Raw genomic sequence first — 14,043 nt, forward strand, 5'->3', positions numbered from 1 at the left:
ACTTCCTTTTCTATTTCTTGGTCGGAGCCAGAACGATCTCGTGGATCGTAACCTTGGGATTCATATTGGCAACATAGAGCGCGGTTTCAGCCATATCCTCGGGCTGGATGACATCATCCATGCGAGAGAGATCGAAGCCCGGACGACGCGCCAGAAGCGGCGTCGCCACCTCACCGGGGCATAGCACCGTCGACCGGATGCCGTTTGGTCCTTCCTGCGCATTCAGGCTGGCGCTCAGATCGTTGAGCGCATGTTTGGACGCACCATAGGGGACGCCGCCGCCGGGCGACGAGAACCGTCCTGCCCAGGACGATGTATGGATCATCAACCCACCACCCTGCGTACGCATAGGCGTCAGGGCAGCGGCAATCACATTGATCGCCCCCTTGATGTTGATGTCGATGACATCGTCCCATGAATCGAAATCAATATCCGCCCAGCTACGGCGCGGAATATTGAGACCGGCATTGTTGCAGAGCACATCAAGACGACCTGCCCATTCGACGATAGCTCCGGCAGTAGCGGCAACTGCCTCCCGGTCGAGAACATCCGCCGGAAATATCTGCGCCTCGCCACCATTGGAGACGATCTCCTCGGCAATCGCTGCAAGTGCATCCGCCTTGCGGCCCGTCAGCGCGACGCGCCAGCCTTCACGCGCGAACCGTCGTGCCATGGCAGCGCCGATGCCCGACCCGGCACCGGTTATCCAGACCGCACCACGCTCGTTCTTGCCCGAATTTGCGTTCTGCTCGGGGGAATTCTGGCTCATCAACAAACTCCGTCGTAGAAAATCGACACTTATTAACGCAGGCTGGTCGAGAAATTTTACCAATTTTGCCAGACATATTAGTTTATCTTGACAATATCGCCACGGATTCTAGCATATCAATGCTTGCATACAATAAAGACCCCCTGAAGTAGCATTTTGTTGCGATTTCAGGGGCTTGAACAATATTGGGACGTGCGGGAAAAGAGGCTCGAAAGCCCTCCCTCAACGTCCTTCAGGGGAACAGAGAATGCATATCAAAAAAGTTGGCCTTGGCCTGTTTCTTGCGGCGTTTTCGCTTGCGACAGCGCCTTCGCACGCCGAAGACGTAAAGCGCGGCGGTACTGTCATCGTCCATATGAACACCGAGCAGGGTGTGCTTAACCCTGCTCTGCGCGCCTCCACTGGCGTCTATCAGATCACGGGCCGCATCATGGAGCCTCTGATCGACCGCACCTATGAGGGCTATGTGCCTGTTCTGGCCACAAGCTGGTCGTCCTCGGAAGACGGCAAGGCCATCACCTTCAAGCTGCGCGAGAATGTGCGCTGGCATGACGGTCAGCCCTTCACCTGCGATGACGTTTCGTACAGCGCCATGAACCTCTGGAAGAAGCTCCTCAACTATTCGACCACGCTTCAGGCCAATCTCGAAGCCGTCGACTGCACCGATCCGCATACGGCTGTGTTCCGCTATTCCAAGCCGATGCCGCTGGAACTGCTCGTCGCCGCCATGCCTGATCTCGGCCATCCGGTGCCGAAGCATCTTTATGAAGGCACGGATATTCTCAAGAACAAGTACAACGCCGCGCCGGTGGGCACGGGACCGTTCAAGTTCGTCGAATATGAGCGCGGCCAGCACATCATTGCCGAGCGTAATGACGACTACTGGCGCGGCAAGGAATATCCTTATCTCGATCGCGTGGTCTGGCGCTTCATGCCGGACAAGGCCGCTGCTGCCGCAGCGCTTGAAGCGGGTGAAATGATGGAAACCGCCTTCAACGGCATTTCCATGTCGGATACCGAGCGCCTCCAGAAGGATGGCCGCTTCGACACCGGCACCAAGGGCTTCGAAAACAACGTCGCGCACTCGACCATCGAGTTCAACCTGCGCAATCCGATCCTTGCCAATCTCAAGGTTCGTCAGGCGATCTATCACGCGCTCGACATCGATTTCGCTATCAAGACGATCATGCGCGGCTATGCCAAGCCGGGCCGTGGTCCGATCCCGAGCGCCGGCGGTGCCAACTATACGGATCAGGTCCAGACTTACCCGTATGATGTTGAAAAGGCCAAGAAGCTGCTCGATGAAGCCGGTTATCCGGCTGGTCCGGACGGCATCCGCTTCAAGCTGCGCCATCGCCCGGCACCATGGGGTGAATATACGCAGCTCTGGGCCGAGTATTATGCTCAGGCGATGAAGGAAGTCGGCATCGACGTCGAAATCCTGACCAATGATGCGCCGGGCTTCCTGAACGGCGTCTACCGCGATCACGACTTCGACACGGCAAGCGGCTGGCATCAGTTCCGCTCCGATCCGGCTGTCTCCACCACCGTCTGGCTGCGCTCCGGCGCTCCTGTCGGCACAGCATGGTCCAACCAGTTTGACTACAAGTCCGACGAAATGGACAGCCTGATCGACAAGGCTGCGAGCGAGCTCGACCCGGCCAAGCGCGCCGATCTCTATCACCAGATCCAGCAGCTTGAGATGAAGGACCTGCCGGTCATCTTCGCCATCGAACATCCGTTCGTCGGCGTGACCAACAAGGTTCTCAAGAACCACCACAACACGCCGCGCTGGGATTCATCGAGCTGGTACGACCTCTGGATCGACCAATAAGCGATACACAACCGCTGCCGGGCTCTCCGGCAGCGGTTCCTCTCTTCCCTGAATGCTGAAATGAATATCTTGCAGGATAATCCGCAATGCCCCTGCCCCCGATCCTGACTTTTGCGCTGCGGCGCATCTTGCAGGCGATCCCCGTCATTCTTCTCATCATGATCGGGGCGTTCCTGCTGATCAAGCTTGCGCCCGGCGACACGGTTGACGCGCTTGTTGGCGACATGGGTGGCGCAGACCCGCAATTCGTCGCCAATCTGCGCGCCGAATACGGCCTCGATCAGCCAGTCTGGACGCAGCTCTGGATTTACATGACCAAGCTGGCACGGTTCGATTTTGGCTGGTCCTATGTCTATGAGCTGCCTGTGCTGGACGTGCTGATGGCCCGCCTCGTGCCAACGCTCCTGCTGATGGTTTCGTCCCTGTCGGTGGCGTTCATTTTTGGCATCACGCTCGGGGCTTTCGCTGCGCGCAAGGCTTATTCGCTGACCGACAATGTCATCTCCACACTCGGTCTCGTCTTCTACGCCATGCCGAGCTTCTTCCTCAGCCTCATTTTGATGTTCATCTTTTCCGTCAAGCTCGGCTGGCTGCCGGTTGGCGGTTACAAGACGATTGCCGGGTTTTATACCGGCTGGAAGAATGTCTGGGATATTGCCGTCCACCTTGTTATGCCGACAACGGCGCTTTCGCTCATCTATCTCGCCTTCTACATGCGCCTGATGCGCACCAGCGTGCTGGAAGTGGCCGACCTCGATTATGTCCGCACAGCCCGCGCCAAGGGTGCCAGCGGCGCAAGGCTGATGTTTCATCACATCATGCGCAACGCCTTCCTGCCTGTCGTTACGCTGCTCGGACTGCAGTTCTCAACTGTGCTTGGCGGCTCTGTTGTGATCGAGACGATCTTCTCGCTGCCCGGCCTTGGCCAACTCGCCTACACCTCCGTGATCAAGCGCGACCTCAACACGCTCATGGGCATCATCTTCCTGTGCTCGGTGCTGGTGGTGATCGTGAATTTCATCACCGATCTCATCTATGCGCGGCTTGATTCCAGGATCGAACTGTCATGACCTCCCAGGACCTCTCCCTCACCCGCCCGCAGGTCTCCCGCACGAAAATTCTGTGGAAACGCTTCAGCCGTAACCGCGCCGCCGTGCTGGGCCTTATCCTCTTCATCGCCGTGGTCCTGATTGCGCTGCTGGCCGATGTCATTACGCCCGGCGACCCGCTGCGGCGTGCTGGCGATCCGCTCGTCTGGCCATTCGTCAACGCTGCAACGCCGCTTGGCACCGACCAGCTCGGCCGCGATATCATGGCAGGCATCTTCCATGGTGCGCGCATTTCGCTGCTGATCGGCGTGGTGGCCACCCTGATTTCCATCGTGATCGGCATCATTATCGGCGCTCTTGCCGGCTATTATGGCGGCTGGGTGGATGACGTTTTGATGCGCATAACCGAGGCTTTCCAGACCGTTCCGAGCTTCGTGCTGCTTCTGACACTGGTGGCGATCTTCGGTTCCTCCATCGAGAATATCATCATCTGCATCGGCATCGTTTCATGGACCGCGCCTGCCCGCATGGTGCGCGCCGAATTTCTGGCGCTGCGCAAGCGCGAATTCATCGATGCGGCGCGCAATCTGGGCGTCGGCAACATGTCGATCATCTTCCGCGAAATCCTGCCAAATGCCCTCCCGCCGGTAATCGTCTTCGCATCCGTGGTGATGGCCACGTCCATCCTGATGGAAAGCGCGCTCGCCTTCCTCGGACTTGGCGATCCGAACTATGCAAGCTGGGGCAACATGATCGGCCAGGGTCGCGCCGTGCTGCGCACCGACTGGTTCTGCTCGGTCATTCCCGGCATCGCCATTCTGCTCACCGTTCTTTCCTTCAGTCTACTCGGCGAAGGACTGAACGACGCGCTTAATCCGAGGCAGAAGAAATAATGACCGCCGCACCCGTTCTTGAAATCAAAAACCTGCAGATCGCGCTGCCCAAAGGCGCCGACCGTCCCTATGCCTTGCAGGACCTCACACTCACCATCAATCCCGGTGAAATCGTCTGCCTTGTCGGTGAAAGCGGCTCCGGTAAATCGCTTTCGGCAGGCGCGATCATGCGCCTTCTGCCGGAACCGCATGTGCATGTGACCCACGGCACGATCAGGCTTGAAGGCACCGATCTTTATTCGCTCAGCGAAGCCGACATGAAGAAGCTGCGCGGCGACCGCATCGGCATGATCTTTCAGGAACCGATGACAGCGCTCAACCCGCAGAAGACAGTCGGCTGGCAGATCGATGAAGTGTTGCGCCTGCACACGAAGCTCGGTCGTAAGGAACGCCGTGCCGCCGTGCTGGACATGCTGGCAGAGGTGAAAATTCCGGACCCGGAATCCGCCTATAACGCCTATCCGCACCAGATTTCGGGCGGTCAGCGCCAGCGTGTCATGATTGCCATGGCGCTGATCCTGAAACCGCGCCTCATCATCGCCGACGAGCCGACCACGGCGCTCGACGTGACCACGCAGGCGCAAATCCTGAAACTGATCCGCGACCTGCAACGCGAACACAATACCGGCATTCTGTTCATCACGCATGACTTCGGCGTGGTGGCGGAAATTGCCGACCGCGTGGCCGTGCTGCGGCTTGGCGAACTGGTTGAGGAAGGCCCGGCAAACGAAGTGCTGAACCATCCGCAGCACGCTTACACAAAGGCGCTGATTGCATCGGTTCCAGCCCTCACTCCGCCCGAACCCAAGCCATCGGTGGATGCCCAGCCGGTCATTCTCAAGGCCAGCGCTTTACGCAAAACCTTCAAGGCGCGCGGCGGTTTGCTCACCGGTAAAAGAAGTGCCGTTCCGGCCGTGAAGGACCTTTCATTCGAATTGCGTCAGGGCGAAACGCTGGGCGTCGTCGGCGAAAGCGGCTCCGGCAAGACAACTGTTTCGCGCATCATCACCCGTCTGCTGGAAGCCGATAGCGGCAAGGTCGATGTGAATGGCAGGGATTTTCTGAGCGCCAGCCCACGGGAAGTGCGGGCCATGCGCAAGGACATCCAGATGGTCTTTCAGGACCCGATGGCCTCGCTCAACCCGCGCCGCCGCGTCGTGGACCTGATTGCACAGGGACCTATCGTCCATGGCGTGCCGAAGGAACAGGCCCATGCGAAAGCACGCGAATTGCTGGAGCTGGTCGAGCTTTCGCCCGCTGCCGCCGACCGCTTTCCGCACGAGTTTTCCGGTGGGCAGCGCCAGCGCATCGGCATCGCCCGCGCGCTGGCTCTGGAGCCGCGCATCATCGTCGCGGATGAACCGGTCTCCGCGCTCGATGTCTCCGTGCAGGCGCAGGTTCTACGTCTTCTTGCCGACCTCCGCGAACGGCTCAACCTGTCGCTGCTTTTCGTAACGCACGATTTGCGTGTGGCAGCCCAGCTCTGCGACCGCATCATCGTCATGTCGAAGGGCGAGATCGCCGAAACCGGTCTGACGGCGCAAGTCTTCGCCAACCCGCAACATGAATATACACAGCGCCTGCTTGCCTCCATTCCCGGCAAGGGCTGGACACCGCCTCGTTTGGAAAATGCGTGAAGCCATGCAGAACATAGAATTTCCACCCTCCATCTGGGCTGCCACCGCCCCTGCCCGCACACCTGCAAAGCCGCTGACCAATGACGCGGAAGCCGATGTCGCCATTGTCGGTGGGGGTTTTACGGGGCTTTCGGCAGCACTCCATCTGGCAAAACGCGGCAAGCGTGTCATCCTGCTGGAAGGCAATGCCGTCGGCTGGGGTGCGTCCGGGCGCAACAATGGACAGGTCATACCGACCATGACTTCCGCCGAGCCCGATGCAATCGCCAAACGCTATGGCGCATCGGGTGAACGTTTTGCCAGACTGATCGGCAATAGTGCCGACATTCTGTTTTCCATCGTGCGCGATGAAAACATCGAGGCCGAGGCCGAGCAGAACGGCTGGTTCCAGCCCGCCCATTCGCCGGGCCGGGTGAAGCTTTCGCAAACCCGTGTGGATGCATGGAAACGCTTCGGCTTCCCGGCAGAGTTTTTCGACCGCGCCGCCACATCGCGGCTGTTGGGGAGCGATTTCTGGTATGGCGGCATGTTCAACCCGACCGGAGGCCATATCAACCCGCTGGCTTTCGCGCGCGGGCTTGCAGCCGCTGCCGAACGCCACGGCGCGATCATTCACGAGCAAAGCCCGGTCATCTCCTATGCCCAGGTGGGCGACCACTGGGAGGTCAAGACCGCCAGCGCCACGGTGCGCGCCAAGGGCTTTCTGCTGGCAACCAATGCCTATACCGGCGAGCTGCGCGAGGGGCTTGCCCCACGCCTCGCCCGCACCATCGTGCCGGTACTCTCGTGGCAGATGGCAACCGCGCCAGTCAGTGACAATCTGCGCGCAACGATTTTGCCCGGAAGGCAGGCCGTATCCGATACACGCGGCGACCTGCGCTTCTTCCGCTACGATGCCCGCAACCGGCTTATTACCGGCGGCGTGGTGATGGGCGATTTCAACATTGCCGAACGCGTCAAGCGCAAGACGGCGCGCAACATGGCGGAAGCTTTCCCTGCACTTGGCGAGCCGGAAATCACCCATGTGTGGAGCGGTTATATCGGCATGACATGGGATCGCTTTCCCCGCGTTCATCAGCTCGGCCCCAATGGCTGGGCGTGGATCGGCTGCAACGGGCGTGGGGTCGCTCTGGGCACATCGCTAGGCCGGGAATTCGCGCGCGCGCTGGACGGCGAGTCGGTACAGGAGCTTGCCCTGCCCGTCTCGGAACCGGCACCACTACCTTTTCATAAAGTCGCGCGCAAGATTGCTCCTTTTTATCTCGCATGGCTTCGGCGCAAGGATCTCTCCGAGCCAAATCCCTAACGCATCTCATCTAACGTTCATGTGAAAGGTCAGGTCCATGAATCAAATGTCAATTCTCGAACGTCGCCGCATCGAAGCGCTGGTTCTCAAGAATGTTTACGAAGTTATTCGTGAACGTTCCGGTGAGGAAGAAGCGCAGGCAGCAATCGGCGAAGCAGTCAGCCGTTCGGCCATCGAACAGGGCAAGAGCTTTGCCGACGAGCTGGGCCACACGCCGACGATACAGGACTTTGCCGATATCCAGCCGCTTTGGACGAAGGAAAACGCGCTGGAGATCGACGTGATTTCGCAGGGCGAAGATCATTTCGATTTCAACGTTACGCGCTGCCGCTATTCGGAAATGTACCGCGAGATGGGCCTTGGCCATATCGGTCACCTGCTTTCCTGCAATCGCGATGGCGATTTCTGCATCGGCTACAATCCCGAAATGAAGCTGGAACGCACGCAGACCATCATGAAGGGCGCAAGCCACTGCGATTTCCGCTACCGCCTCGACAAGACTGAAGACAACACAAAAGGAGCCTGACATGCCGGTTGAAAACTGGACGTCGAACCAGCTTGACGAACTCGTCGCGTTCCGCCGTGACTTGCACGAAAACCCCGAGCTGCTTTACGATGTAAACCGGACGGCGGAAAAAGTCGCCGAAGCACTGCGTGCTGCTGGCGTCGATGAGGTCGTGGCCGGCATCGGACGCACCGGCGTCGTCGGCGTCATTCGTGGTCAGTCGAACCGCTCGGGTCGTGCCATCGGCCTGCGCGCCGACATGGATGCACTGCCGATCCTCGAAGAAACCGGCGCTGAATGGTCGTCAAAAGTGCCAGGCCAGATGCATGCCTGCGGCCATGACGGTCACACGACGATGCTTCTGGGTGCTGCCCGCGAACTGGCGCAAAGCCGCGCCTTCGACGGCACAGTCATCGTGATTTTCCAGCCTGCCGAGGAAGGTGGTGCAGGCGCCAAGGCGATGATCGACGACGGTCTGTTCAAGCGCTGGCCGGTCAATGAAGTTTACGGCATGCACAACCGGCCAAACCTCGCAGTCGGGCATTTCACCATCAATTCCGGCCCGATCATGGGATCGGTTGATGTTCTCGACATCACCATTGAGGGCGTTGGCGGACATGCCGCTTCGCCGCACCAGACCATCGACCCCATTCCCGTCACGGCAGCGCTCATTCAGGCGATCCAGACTCTAACGGCGCGCACCATCGACCCGCTGGATTCCGCAGTGATTTCGATCACCACCATTCAGGGTGGCGATGCCTTCAACGTCATTCCGCAGAAAATCCGGCTGACCGGAACTGTCCGTACGCTTCGCGAGGAAGTGCGTGACCATATCGAGCAAAAGCTGACCCGCGCCGTGCAGGGCATAGCCGATGCTTTCGGGGCCAAGGCCACGCTCGATTATCAGCGCAGCTATCCGGTCACCGTCAATCACGAGCGCGAAACCGAACTGGCCGCAATCGCAGCCGACGCCGTTGCGGGCGCCAACCGTGTGACGCGCGACATGCCGGCGACACTCGGCGGTGAAGATTTTGCCTTCATGCTGAACGAGGTGCCAGGCGCAATGATCAATATCGGCAATGGCCCGAGCGCCAATCTCCATCATCCCAAATATGACTTCAACGACGAAGTCATTGCCTGGGGGTGCTCCTACTGGACTACGCTGGTTCGCCACCGTCTGCCGGTCGAGAACTGATTGCTGCCGACATATAAAAGGGGCGGCTCTCATAAGGAGCTGCCCTTTTTCGCCTTACATAAAAGCGAAGTTTTTAAACAATAAAACCTCTAGTTTATCCAAGCTTCTCGTAATATAACGCGCTCCCAACAATCCATCGCGGCTTTTCCCGATGGGAAAAGCGAATCCGGTTTGGACGCATATCCTGAATGGGGAATGCGGGAAGCCAATGGTAGAGCGGGAAATCCATGAATATCGAGTCTGCCTTGAGCGACAGCGCCAATATTTTTGACCTTGCGCCAATTTCCCTGTGGCTTGAGGATTATAGCGGCCTGCGCAAGCAGTTCGAAGAATGGCGTGCGCTTGGCATTACCGATCTTCGGGCATTCCTGCACGAAGACACAACCCGGCTGCGCATCTGCACCAGCCATATCCGGGTCCTGAAGGTTAATCGCAAGACGCTTTCGCTTTTCGAGGCGGACAGCGTCAGTCATCTGATCGACAATCTCGAACGCGTGTTTCGCGACGACATGCTGGACCCGCATATCGACGAGATGGTACAGCTATGGAACGGCGGTAATGCTTTCTCAAGCGACACTATCAACTATTCGCTCGGCGGCAAGCGGCTGGATATTCAGCTCAAGGGTGTCGTGCTGCCCGGCTATGAGCACACCTGGGAGCGCGTTCTGCTTTCCATCGAAGATGTGACCGCACGCGAAAATGCCCGCCGCGAAGAGGACCGGCACAAGCAGCACGCGCAGGGACTTTTCGAGCATTCGCCGGTCTCGCTCTGGGTTGAGGATTTCAGCCGCATCAAACAACTGATGGACGATGTGCGTCAGCGCGGCATCGTTGATTTTCGAGTGTTTACCGACGTGCATCCGGAATTCGTGCGTCAGTGCATGAGCGAAATCCGGGTTCTTGAAATCAACACCGAGACGACTGCCCTCTTCCTTGCGCCTGACAAGAAGGCGCTGCTGCAGAACCTGCCGCTCGTCTTCAAGGACGAAATGGAATCATCGTTCCGCGAACAGTTGATCGATCTGTGGAACGGTGTCTTGTTCCAGCGACGCGAAGTGGTGAACTATGCACTCGACGGCTCCGAGCGGCATGTTCTTCTGCAGCTCTCGGTTCTGCCGGGGCATGAAACGGACTGGTCACTGGTGCAGATCGCGCTTACCGACATCACCGCGCGCAAGAAGGCCGAAGCGTATCTGGAATATCTGGGCAAACATGACGTACTGACCAAGCTTCACAATCGCGCCTATTATGTCGATGAGCTGAACCGGCTTGAACGGAAGGCCCATACGCCCGTTTCGGTCATCATCATCGATCTCAACGGCCTCAAGGCCGCCAATGACCAATGGGGTCATGCGACAGGCGATGGATTGCTGCGGCGCATTGGCGAAGTGCTGAATGAAGCCGTGAAGCAGCCGGGGCACGCGGCTCGCATCGGTGGCGACGAATTCGCGGTTGTGCTGCCTTATGTGGATGAGCGCGGTGCGGAAGCCATGGTCGAGGACATTCAGCGACTGGTCGATATCAACAACCAGTATTATTCCCAGCTCAAGCTCAATCTTTCCATCGGCTCTGCAACCAGCATGCCAGGCGAAAAGCTGGAAACTGTCGCCAAGCGCGCCGACCTGCTGATGTATGAGAACAAGCGCCAGCAATATACGAGCGGTACGATCTAGTCATCAAATGCGATAATCGTCTTGCCGCGCGTCAGATCGGTAACGAGGCGGGATAGTTCATCCCGCATGGCAATGGGCATGGTGCCCGCGATCTCCACGCCGGTGCCGGTGAAGTTCTTTTGCGCGATGGCAAGGTTTTCCACCGCTGTCAGACGGGCTTTCAGCAGCGCATGATCTGAAAAATCGCAGGCAAACTGAAATCCGACCAGCGGAATAACTTCTGTTTTCTCCGCCTGTCGCAGACAGGTTGCAGCCGTGCCGCCATAAGCGCGCATCAGGCCGCCGCTGCCCAGCAAAATACCGCCGAACCAGCGCGTGACCACGACTGCAATATTGTCCAGTTGCTGGCCATCGATTGCCTGCAGGATCGGCTTTCCTGCCGTTCCGCTTGGCTCTCCGTCATCGCTGAAACGATAATTCTGTCCTATGCGCCAGGCCCAGCAATTATGACTCGCCGACAGATCGGAATGCTCGCTCAAAAAATCCTTCGCCGCCTGCTCACTCGCGACAGGCGCGGCAATAGCCAGAAACCGACTTTTCCTGATCTCCTGACTAAAGGTTTCGACGCGACTAATCGTGAACATGGCAATCCTGCAAAGATGATTTCAGGGCCTAGCATTTTCCATTGAGGATGACGACCCCTTCCACCTTCCCCCGGCATTGCGCCCACCAGATATAGGGTATAAGGCAATTGGAAAATGAGCCCTTCTTTTTGGGCTCTGTTCTTGCATATCCAGATGAAAGGTCCCGCCAATGTTCGATTTGATCGTGAGAAACGCCAATCTCCCCGACGGTCGCGAGAAGCAGGACATTTTGGTCAAGGACGGCAAGATTGCCGATATCGTGCCGTCCAAGGGTGAGCATCAGGCGGCTCAGGAAATCGATGCAACCGACCGGCTCGTAACCCCACCTTTCGTCGATCCGCATTTCCACATGGATGCCACCCTGTCGCTCGGCCTGCCGCGCCTCAACCGTTCCGGTACCCTTCTTGAAGGTATCGCGCTGTGGGGCGAACTAAAGCCGATACTGACCGTTGAAGCCATGGTCGAGCGCGCGCTGCGTTATTGCGATCTGGCCGTTTCGCAAGGGTTGCTCGCCATTCGCAGCCATGTCGATGTCAGCGACCCGCGCCTCTTCACCGCTGAAGCGATGATCGAAGTGCGCGAGAAGGTGAAACCCTATATCGACCTGCAACTGGTAGCCTTTCCGCAGGATGGCTATTACCGTTCGCCGGGCGCGGTCGATCTCGTCAACCGCTCGCTCGATATGGGTCTCGACGTCGTCGGCGGCATCCCGCATTTTGAGCGCACCATGGCCGATGGCGCAGCCTCGCTGGAAGAACTGTGCCGCATTGCCGCCGAACGCGGCCTGCCGGTCGATATCCATTGCGACGAAAGCGACGATCCAATGTCGCGCCATGTCGAAACGCTGGCAGCGCAGACAATGCGCTTCGGCTTGCAGGGTCGCGTTTCCGGCTCACACCTGACCTCCATGCATTCCATGGATAATTATTACGTCTCGAAGCTTATTCCGCTGATTGCGGAAGCAAAGATGAATGCCATTCCGAACCCGCTCATCAACATCACGCTTCAGGGCCGCGCCGATACCTATCCGAAGCGTCGCGGCATGACGCGCGTGCCGGAACTGATGGCTGCTGGCATCAATGTCGCGTTCGGCCATGACTGCGTGATGGACCCCTGGTACTCGATGGGTTCCGGCGACATGCTGGAAGTCGGCCACATGGCGATCCATGTCGCACAGATGACCTCCATCGAAGGCAAGAAACAGGTTTTCGACGCGCTCACCGTCAATTCCGCCAAGGCGCTGGGCCTTGAAGGCTATGGCCTTGCAAAAGGCTGCAATGCCGACTTCGTGGTACTGCAGGCACGCGACCCGATTGAAGCGCTGCGGCTGAAGGCAAACCGTCTCAAGGTCGTGAAGCGCGGCAAGGTCATTGCCGAAACCCCGCAGCGCATAAGCCGCATTAACCTCGAAGGCCGTCCGTCTTCGGTTGACGGGGCTGACTACGCGCCAGTCGGCCAGCTTTAGAATCTTCTTGAATTAAAGGTGGTTTGGGCAATGATGGAAATCGTTGCTCATGAAATCCGCACGTCAAAACGAAGCAACCGGCTGCGCGCACCCACGCGCCGAAAACACACATGAGGGGTCCCTGACCAAATGACAAAAATCATCAAAACACCGAACTTTACCCGTCGCGACATTCTCGCAATGTCTGCAGCACTGGGCGCATCGGCAATGACCACCCGGGTCTTCGCTGCCGATGAAAAGCTGAAAGTAGCAGGCATCCACGCCTCGCCAGTCGAAAACGCGTGGAATTCGCGTCTCCACGATGCACTGAAGCAGGCCAATGACGAAGGCGTCATCGAATATGTCTTCTCCGAAGGCGTTTCGGCGAGCGACTATCCCCGCGCCATGCGCGAATATGCCGAACAGGGCATCAAGCTGATCGTCGGCGAATCCTATGCCGTCGAACGCGAAGCGCGCCAGGTGGCAGGCGATTATCCGAAGACGGCTTTCGTCATGGGCTCCTCCGGCAAGCCGCAAGGCGATAATTTCGGTGTTTTCGGCACCTGGAACTTCGAGGCTGCTTATCTCGCAGGCATGCTGGCAGGCGCGATGAGCAAGTCCGGCACCTTCGGCTCGGTCGGTGCCGTGCCGATCCCGGAAGTCAATATGCTCATCAATGCCTTTCAGGACGGCGTGAAGGAAACCCGGCCTGACGCGAAGTTTATCGCGTCGTTCATCGGCACTTTCTTCGACCCGCCGAAAGCACGTGAAGCCGGTCTTGCCCAGATCGACTCTGGCGCGGACATCCTGTTCGGCGAGCGTATCGGTACGGCAGACGCCGCCAAGGAACGCGGCATCAAGGCCATCGGCTCGCTGATCGACTATACGCCGCGCTACCCCGATACGGTCTTTGCCAATGCGATCTGGAATTTCCGCCCGATCCTCAATGCGGCTATCGCCGACGTGAAGGCCAGCCAGGCAACCGGCAAGGATTACACGCCATTCAGCCTGATGAAGGAAGGCGGCAACGACATCATCTACGTCAAGGGCATTGCCCCTGCCGAAGCAGAAGCCAAGATGGAAGCCCGTCGTGTGGAACTGAAGGAAGGCAAGTTCGAGTACAAGCCGAACCCGGCCGAACCAAAGTAAAACGG

The 14,043-nt window shown here is 58.4% G+C and carries 12 protein-coding genes; 10 read left to right on the forward strand and 2 right to left on the reverse strand.

Annotated features, from left to right (window positions below; translation table 11 throughout):
* Positions 1–10: 10 nt before the first annotated feature.
* Complete coding sequence (locus ACYSN1_RS16870; protein ID WP_461726749.1) at positions 11–769, reverse strand: SDR family oxidoreductase; 759 nt, start codon at positions 767–769, stop codon at positions 11–13.
* 247 nt (positions 770–1,016) lie between these two features.
* Here ACYSN1_RS16870 and ACYSN1_RS16875 point away from each other — a divergent pair, with 247 nt between their 5' ends.
* The 8 genes from ACYSN1_RS16875 to ACYSN1_RS16910 all read left to right on the forward strand — a co-directional run bounded on the left by ACYSN1_RS16875 (position 1,017) and on the right by ACYSN1_RS16910 (position 10,861).
* On the forward strand, positions 1,017–2,603 hold the full coding sequence (locus tag ACYSN1_RS16875; RefSeq protein ID WP_461726750.1) for an ABC transporter substrate-binding protein: 1,587 nt from the start codon (positions 1,017–1,019) through the stop codon (positions 2,601–2,603).
* A gap of 86 nt (positions 2,604–2,689) precedes the next feature.
* Positions 2,690–3,673, forward strand: coding sequence for an ABC transporter permease (locus ACYSN1_RS16880; protein ID WP_461726751.1), 984 nt, complete (start codon positions 2,690–2,692; stop codon positions 3,671–3,673).
* Entirely contained in the window at positions 3,670–4,545 is an 876-nt protein-coding gene (locus ACYSN1_RS16885) for an ABC transporter permease (RefSeq protein WP_461726752.1), read from the forward strand. Before ACYSN1_RS16880 ends, ACYSN1_RS16885 begins: the two co-directional genes overlap by 4 nt.
* Positions 4,545–6,182 (forward strand): ABC transporter ATP-binding protein, encoded by a 1,638-nt coding sequence (locus tag ACYSN1_RS16890; protein WP_461726753.1) that lies wholly within the window; start codon positions 4,545–4,547, stop codon positions 6,180–6,182. Before ACYSN1_RS16885 ends, ACYSN1_RS16890 begins: the two co-directional genes overlap by 1 nt.
* Before the next feature lie 4 nt (positions 6,183–6,186).
* The gene (locus tag ACYSN1_RS16895) at positions 6,187–7,488 is read left to right on the forward strand and encodes an NAD(P)/FAD-dependent oxidoreductase (RefSeq protein WP_461726754.1); all 1,302 of its coding nucleotides are present in this window, start codon (positions 6,187–6,189) and stop codon (positions 7,486–7,488) included.
* Between the two features lie 37 nt (positions 7,489–7,525).
* A complete protein-coding gene (locus ACYSN1_RS16900) occupies positions 7,526–8,014 on the forward strand; it encodes an L-2-amino-thiazoline-4-carboxylic acid hydrolase (protein WP_461726755.1) in 489 nt (162 codons plus the stop codon).
* 1 nt (position 8,015) lies between these two features.
* On the forward strand, positions 8,016–9,188 hold the full coding sequence (locus ACYSN1_RS16905) for a M20 aminoacylase family protein (RefSeq protein ID WP_461726756.1): 1,173 nt from the start codon (positions 8,016–8,018) through the stop codon (positions 9,186–9,188).
* Between the two features lie 227 nt (positions 9,189–9,415).
* On the forward strand, positions 9,416–10,861 hold the full coding sequence (locus tag ACYSN1_RS16910; protein WP_461726757.1) for a sensor domain-containing diguanylate cyclase: 1,446 nt from the start codon (positions 9,416–9,418) through the stop codon (positions 10,859–10,861).
* On the opposite strand, the gene ACYSN1_RS16915 is transcribed toward ACYSN1_RS16910, so the two are convergent.
* Positions 10,858–11,445 carry an IMPACT family protein gene (locus tag ACYSN1_RS16915; protein ID WP_461726758.1) on the reverse strand — a complete coding sequence of 196 codons (588 nt, stop codon included), beginning with the start codon at positions 11,443–11,445 and terminating at the stop codon, positions 10,858–10,860. The two genes, ACYSN1_RS16910 and ACYSN1_RS16915, sit on opposite strands and share 4 nt — an antisense overlap.
* 169 nt (positions 11,446–11,614) lie before the next feature.
* Between ACYSN1_RS16915 and ACYSN1_RS16920 the strand changes: the two genes are divergently transcribed.
* Together ACYSN1_RS16920 and ACYSN1_RS16925 are read left to right on the forward strand one after the other, a co-directional pair.
* A complete protein-coding gene (locus ACYSN1_RS16920) occupies positions 11,615–12,910 on the forward strand; it encodes an amidohydrolase family protein (RefSeq protein WP_461726759.1) in 1,296 nt (431 codons plus the stop codon).
* A 129-nt stretch (positions 12,911–13,039) separates the two neighbouring features.
* Positions 13,040–14,038, forward strand: a complete 999-nt coding sequence (locus tag ACYSN1_RS16925; protein WP_461726760.1) for a BMP family protein — start codon at positions 13,040–13,042, stop codon at positions 14,036–14,038.
* Positions 14,039–14,043: the final 5 nt, after the last annotated feature.

It is taken from the genome of Brucella sp. LJL56 (assembly GCF_054871705.1).

Coding starts and splice junctions, on each gene's coding strand:
- ACYSN1_RS16870 (WP_461726749.1), bottom strand. CDS start 769: ATGAGCCAGAATTCCCCCGAGCAGAACGCAAATTCGGGCAAGAACGAG.
- ACYSN1_RS16875 (WP_461726750.1), top strand. CDS start 1,017: ATGCATATCAAAAAAGTTGGCCTTGGCCTGTTTCTTGCGGCGTTTTCG.
- ACYSN1_RS16880 (WP_461726751.1), top strand. CDS start 2,690: ATGCCCCTGCCCCCGATCCTGACTTTTGCGCTGCGGCGCATCTTGCAG.
- ACYSN1_RS16885 (WP_461726752.1), top strand. CDS start 3,670: ATGACCTCCCAGGACCTCTCCCTCACCCGCCCGCAGGTCTCCCGCACG.
- ACYSN1_RS16890 (WP_461726753.1), top strand. CDS start 4,545: ATGACCGCCGCACCCGTTCTTGAAATCAAAAACCTGCAGATCGCGCTG.
- ACYSN1_RS16895 (WP_461726754.1), top strand. CDS start 6,187: ATGCAGAACATAGAATTTCCACCCTCCATCTGGGCTGCCACCGCCCCT.
- ACYSN1_RS16900 (WP_461726755.1), top strand. CDS start 7,526: ATGAATCAAATGTCAATTCTCGAACGTCGCCGCATCGAAGCGCTGGTT.
- ACYSN1_RS16905 (WP_461726756.1), top strand. CDS start 8,016: ATGCCGGTTGAAAACTGGACGTCGAACCAGCTTGACGAACTCGTCGCG.
- ACYSN1_RS16910 (WP_461726757.1), top strand. CDS start 9,416: ATGAATATCGAGTCTGCCTTGAGCGACAGCGCCAATATTTTTGACCTT.
- ACYSN1_RS16915 (WP_461726758.1), bottom strand. CDS start 11,445: ATGTTCACGATTAGTCGCGTCGAAACCTTTAGTCAGGAGATCAGGAAA.
- ACYSN1_RS16920 (WP_461726759.1), top strand. CDS start 11,615: ATGTTCGATTTGATCGTGAGAAACGCCAATCTCCCCGACGGTCGCGAG.
- ACYSN1_RS16925 (WP_461726760.1), top strand. CDS start 13,040: ATGACAAAAATCATCAAAACACCGAACTTTACCCGTCGCGACATTCTC.